Annotated in this window: 4 protein-coding genes; all 4 read left to right on the forward strand. The window is 66.7% G+C overall.

The window, feature by feature from the left end; all coding sequences use genetic code 11:
• Positions 1 to 55: 55 nt before the first annotated feature.
• Complete coding sequence (gene pheS / locus ADBZ6I_RS15490; protein ID WP_526385378.1) at positions 56 to 1099, forward strand: phenylalanine--tRNA ligase subunit alpha; 1044 nt, start codon at positions 56 to 58, stop codon at positions 1097 to 1099.
• Positions 1099 to 3609, forward strand: a complete 2511-nt coding sequence (gene pheT / locus ADBZ6I_RS15495) for a phenylalanine--tRNA ligase subunit beta (RefSeq protein WP_526385380.1) — start codon at positions 1099 to 1101, stop codon at positions 3607 to 3609. Before pheS ends, pheT begins: the two co-directional genes overlap by 1 nt.
• Positions 3610 to 3770: 161 nt before the next feature.
• On the forward strand, positions 3771 to 5453 hold the full coding sequence (locus tag ADBZ6I_RS15500; RefSeq protein ID WP_526385382.1) for a DUF262 domain-containing protein: 1683 nt from the start codon (positions 3771 to 3773) through the stop codon (positions 5451 to 5453).
• Positions 5446 to 5723: HipA N-terminal domain-containing protein (locus ADBZ6I_RS15505; protein ID WP_526385384.1), on the forward strand; the 278-nt coding region annotated here is incomplete at its 3' end. The genes ADBZ6I_RS15500 and ADBZ6I_RS15505, both read left to right, overlap by 8 nt.

The following is a 5723-nucleotide window of genomic DNA, read 5'->3' on the forward strand; positions in this document are numbered from 1 at the left end:
GAGTCCACTGCATGCCCAGCACCAGAGCAGGCCAGCTTAAGGAGAGTCCCGGCGCGTGGGTGAGCACCCTGTCGATCTGTCGCCAGAGGCGCTGACCGCCGCGGTCGAGGCGGCCCGCGCCGTCTTCGCCGCGTCCGCCGACCTCGACGCGCTGGCCCGAGCCAAAACCGATCACCTCGGCGACCGGGCACCGGTCGCGCTGGCCCGTCAGGCGCTGGCCACGCTGCCCAAGGATGCGCGCGCCGACGCCGGCAAAGCCGTCAACGTGGCTCGCACCGACGTGCAGGCCGCCTACGACGACCGACTGGCCGCCCTGCGGGCCGAACGCGACGCGGCGGTTCTGGTGGCCGAGGCCATTGACGTGACGCTGCCGTCGACCCGCCAGCCGGTCGGGGCGCGTCACCCGATCACGATCCTGGCCGAGCACGTCGCGGACACCTTCGTGGCGATGGGCTGGGAACTCGCCGAAGGGCCCGAGGTGGAAAGCGAGCAGTTCAACTTCGACGCGCTGAACTTCCCGCCCGACCACCCCGCGCGCAGCGAATCCGACACCTTCCACATCGCCCCGGAGGGGTCCCGGCAGCTGCTGCGCACCCACACCTCGCCGGTGCAGGTCCGCACCCTGCTCGACCGCGAACTGCCGGTCTACATCATCTCCATCGGCCGGACTTTCCGCACCGACGAACTCGACTCCACCCACACCCCGGTGTTCCACCAGGTCGAGGGGCTTGCGGTGGACCGTGGCCTGACCATGGCCAACCTGCGCGGAACCCTGGACGCGTTTGCCCGCTCGGAGTTCGGGCCGACCGCACGCACCCGGATGCGCCCGCACTTCTTCCCGTTCACCGAGCCGTCGGCGGAGGTCGACATCTGGTTCGAGAACAAGAAGGGCGGCCCGGGCTGGGTGGAATGGGGTGGTTGCGGCATGGTCAACCCGAATGTGTTGCGCGCGGCCGGGATCGACCCGGATGTGTACTCCGGCTTCGCGTTCGGCATGGGGCTGGAACGCACCCTGCAGTTCCGCAACGGCATCCCCGACATGCGCGACATGGTCGAGGGCGACGTGCGGTTCTCGTGGCCGTTCGGGGTGGGGCTGTAATGCGGCTTCCCTACAGTTGGCTGCGCGAGACGGTGCGGGCCGGCGCGCCCGGGTGGGACGCCGAGCCGCACGAGTTGGAGCAGGCGCTGATCCGGGTCGGCCACGAGGTCGAGGACGTCATCACCCTCGGGCCGGTCAGCGGGCCGCTGACGGTCGGGCGGGTGACGGCCATCGAGGAACTCACCGAATTCAAGAAGCCCATCCGGGCCTGCAAGGTCGATGTCGGTGAAGGCTCCGGTGGTGGGGCTGACCGTGACATCGTCTGCGGCGCAACCAACTTCGCCGTCGGTGACCTGGTGGTGGTGGCCCTGCCGGGCGCGACGCTGCCGGGGGGCTTCCACATTGCGACCCGCAAGACCTACGGGCGAACCTCTGACGGGATGATCTGCTCGGCATCGGAAATAAGTCCGGCACTCGGTTTGGGAGCATCCGGCATCCTGGTGCTGCCCCCGGATGCGGCGAAGCCCGGCGACTCCGGCGCCGAAGTCCTCGGCCTGGACGACGTCGTGTTCGACCTGGCCGTCACCCCCGATCGCGGCTACTGCATGTCGGTGCGGGGCATCGCCAGGGAGATCGCCTGCGCCTACGACCTTCCCTTCGTCGACCCGGCGGACAACGTGACACCGCTGCCGGTCGAGGGATCGGCGTGGGCGGTGACCATCGAACCCGGCACCGGTGTCAGCCGGTTCGCCCTGCGCCCGGTGACCGGGATCGACCCGAAAGCGGAGTCCCCGTGGTGGTTACGCCGGCGGCTGATGCTGTCCGGCATCCGGCCGATCTCCCCGGCCGTCGACGTCACCAACTATGTGATGCTCGAATTCGGCCACCCGATGCACGCCCACGACAGCCGCCGCATCCGCGGCGATTTTGCCGTGCGGTTCGCCCATCCCGGCGAGACCGTGGTCACCCTCGACGACATCGAACGCACCCTGGACCCGGTCGACGTGCTCATCGTCGACGACGCCGGTGTGGCCGCCATCGGCGGCGTCATGGGCGCTGGCAGCACCGAGATCGACGACCGCACCACCGATGTGCTGCTGGAGGCCGCGGTGTGGGACCCGGCCGCGGTGTCGCGGACCATCCGTCGACTGCACCTGGTCAGCGAAGCCGGCCGCCGCTACGAGCGGTCGGTCGACCCGGCCATCTCGGTCGCGGTCGTCGACCGCTGCGCGGCCTTGCTGGCCGAAATCACCGGCGGCACAGTGCAACCCCGTCTGACCGACTGGCGCGGCGACCCGCCCCGGGCCGATTTCTCGCCGCCGTCGGTGCAGATGCCCGTCGACCTACCCGACCGGATGGCCGGAGTGGTCTACCCCGACGGCGCGACCGTGCGCAGACTCACCCAGATCGGCGCCCGGGTGCAGGCCGGCGCCGACGCGATGCTGATCGTGACACCGCCGAGTTGGCGGCCGGACCTGGTTCAGCCTGCCGACCTCGTCGAAGAGGTGCTGCGGCTGGAGAGCCTCGACGTCATTCCCTCGGTGCTGCCGTCGGCACCCGCGGGCCGCGGCCTGACCGCCGCCCAGAAGCGCCGCCGCGCCGTCGGCAAGGCGCTGGCGCTGTCCGGGTTCGTCGAAGTGCTGCCCACGCCGTTCCTGCCCGCGGGGGTCTTCGACCAGTGGGGTCTTGCCCCCGAAGATTCGAGGCGATCCGTCGTTTCGGTGCTCAACCCGCTCGAGGCTGACCGCCCCGATCTGGCCACCACTCTGCTGCCCGCACTGCTGGAGGCGTTGTCGCGCAACGTCTCCCGCGGGTTCGGCGATGTGGCCCTGTTCTCCCTCGCCCAGGTGGTGCAACCCACCGAACACACCCGAGGGGTGGGGCTGATCCCCACCGACCGCCGCCCCACCGATGACGAGATCGCCATGCTGGACGCGTCACTGCCGCATCAGCCGGTGCACGTGGCGGCGGTGCTGTGCGGGCTGCGCGAGCCGCGGGGACCCTGGGGGCCCGGCCGTGCGGTCGAGGCCGCCGACGCCTTCGAGGCGGTACGGGTGATCGTCCGGGCCTGCGGCGCCGAGGTGACGCTGCGGCCGGCTCACCGGCTGCCCTGGCATCCGGGACGCTGCGCCGAGGTGCTGGTCGACGGGACGGTAATCGGCCATGCCGGCCAGCTGCATCCCGCCGCTGTGGAGCGCTCGGGGCTGCCCAAGGGCACCTGCGCGGTGGAACTGAACCTCGACGCCGTGCCGGTCGCCGAGCGGCTGCCCGCGCCGCGGGTGTCGCCGTTCCCGGCGGTCTTCCAGGACCTCAGCCTGGTGGTGGCGGCCGACGTGCCGGCCCAGGCGGTCATCGACGCGGTGCGCGACGGCGCCGGCGCGCTTCTGGAGGACGTCGCCCTGTTCGACGTCTACACCGGTCCCCAGATCGGGGAGGGCCGCAAGTCGCTGACGTGCGCGCTGCGGTTCCGGGCCACCGACCGCACCCTGACCGAGGACGAGGCCAGTGCGGCCCGCGACGCCGCCCTGGCTAGCGCAAAGGCCGCAGTGGGCGCCGCGCTGAGAGCCTGAACACGCCCGTAGCCCCGGCTGCTGGCTTTTTCGTGGCACGCGCTCGGCAGTGCTAATGGCCGTTCAGTTCCCGACGCTTGTCGGCTCTGCGTGACAGGATGACGGAGATCTGTCTGCAAGGAGGCGGCGTGTCAGTGAGCCTAGGTCGCACCCCTACGGCAATGGTTTACGAAGTCGAGGAACTTGTTCAGAAGGTTCGCGATGGCGAGATTCGGATTCCCGAATTTCAGCGGCCGTTCCGCTGGGGAATCGAGGACGCCCGACGGCTTTTTGACAGCATTTTGAACGGTTACCCCGTTGGCAGCCTTCTGCTGTGGAACAAGCGGGCGGAAAGGACCTGCGTTACAGTAGGCGCCCTGACTGTAGACGCCCCAGCCACGGATAAGGCGCTCTGGGTCGTGGATGGCCAGCAGCGGCTGACCACCCTCGCCAACGCGCTCACCGAGGGATCCGCTAGGGACGAGCGGTTTGCACTTAGCCTCGACCTACGTGACAACAGCATTGTTTCCACGAAGACCAACGAGCGTCGCCGTGCCACTGTCCCTCTATACATTCTGTTCGATCTGCAAAAACTAATTGAGTGGTTCCGCGATCACCCTGACGATCAGGACTACTTTGGGGCCGCTACCGCGGCGGCGACCAAGATTAGGCTATTCAAGATACCGGCGTCGGTGGTGGAAACCGAGGACGAACAGATCCTCCGCGACATTTTCGACAGACTTAACAGCTACGGCAAGAGATTGACTCGGACAGAGGTGTTCTCCGCGCTACATCCCGCGCAGCCATCGAGCAAGGGAATCCACTCAGCCGCAGCAATTGAAGACATCAGTCGCGCGCTAGCAGTCGATCATCAATTCGGTTCGGTCGATGACGACACCATATTAAAGGCCGTCTTAGCTCGCCGTGGTCCTGATATCAGCCGCGAGATCCGAGTCGAGTTCGATTCAGACCGCAGGAATCCCGGAGATTTCCCCGGTGAGGATGTCGAAACCGCGTATCGAGAGGCGGCTCTGTGCCTGGAGCGCGCGGTTGAATTCTTAAAAGCCGAGTGTCATATCCCGCACTTCGCTTTTCTGCCTTATCGCCACCTGCTCGTTGTCTTGTCGCGTTTCTTTGCCCATTACGAGCTTGACACACCCCGGGAATTACAGCTGCTCCGGAGATGGCTTTGGCGAGCGGCTGCTGCTGGCGCCAATCTCTTCGCCGGGTCCACCACCGGCACAACGCGGGCGCTGAACCAACTGATTGTGCCGTCCGATCTTGACGGCACTCTCGATCAGCTCCTCACGGCCGTGCCGCTGTCTAAAGTCGCGCTACCGGACGCCGGCAATTTCCGGACCAACACTGCTGCAGGCAAGATCGTTGCTTGCGCGATGTGGTCCATGCATCCGCGTTCAATCCGGACCGCCGAGCAATTGACCGCCGCGGACTTGCTTGACTCGCTCGGCGATGCCCAGACGCCCAGACCTGCACTGAGTCCCGTCGTCAGTAGAGCGGGTTTGGTGGGAGTGGGAGGGAAGTCCGACACAGCCGGCCGGTGGTTGCTGCTACCAGGCGTGGAGATGGCGCCCTCTGAAATTTCATCGGCAGTTCTCTCTCAACCGATTGACACCAGTGACGAGAATTGGGCTGCCACCCTGCGTTCCCATGCGCTAACTCCAAGCTCGTTGCAGGCGCTCGCCGCGGGCGACAGGCTCGCATTCGCGCAGCAGCGCGAGAGCGACCTCAATGCGACGGTAAAGCGCTTTCTGCAGCAGCGATGGGAGTTCGAATACGAGGACACCCCGCCTCTTGACTGGTTGGTTGTCGACGATCTTGAGGTGGACCCTGACAACGATGAGTGACCCTGTTACGTATGGCGTACACCTGTACGGCAAGCGAATTGGTTCGCTGTACTGCCATGACAACACGAGCTCCTTTTTGTTTGACCCCGAGTACTTGGAGGATGAGAGTCGGGACGTTCTCGGCCTCGGATTCGAACAAGACCTCGGGGCCCGGTTCACATCGAATGTGCGCTTGCCCGTGTGGTTTTCGAATTTGCTGCCCGAAGGAGTACTTAGGGACTGGGTGGCCGAGGAGCGCGGTGTCTCCCTAACCCGAGAGCCAGAACTTCT

This window comes from Mycobacterium sp. (assembly GCF_044342925.1).
Lineage (GTDB): Bacteria > Actinomycetota > Actinomycetes > Mycobacteriales > Mycobacteriaceae > Mycobacterium.

Excerpts from the sequence above, each read along its gene's own strand:
- pheT (WP_526385380.1), top strand. The coding sequence starts at position 1,099 with ATGCGGCTTCCCTACAGTTGGCTGCGCGAGACGGTGCGGGCCGGCGCG.
- ADBZ6I_RS15500 (WP_526385382.1), top strand. The coding sequence starts at position 3,771 with ATGGTTTACGAAGTCGAGGAACTTGTTCAGAAGGTTCGCGATGGCGAG.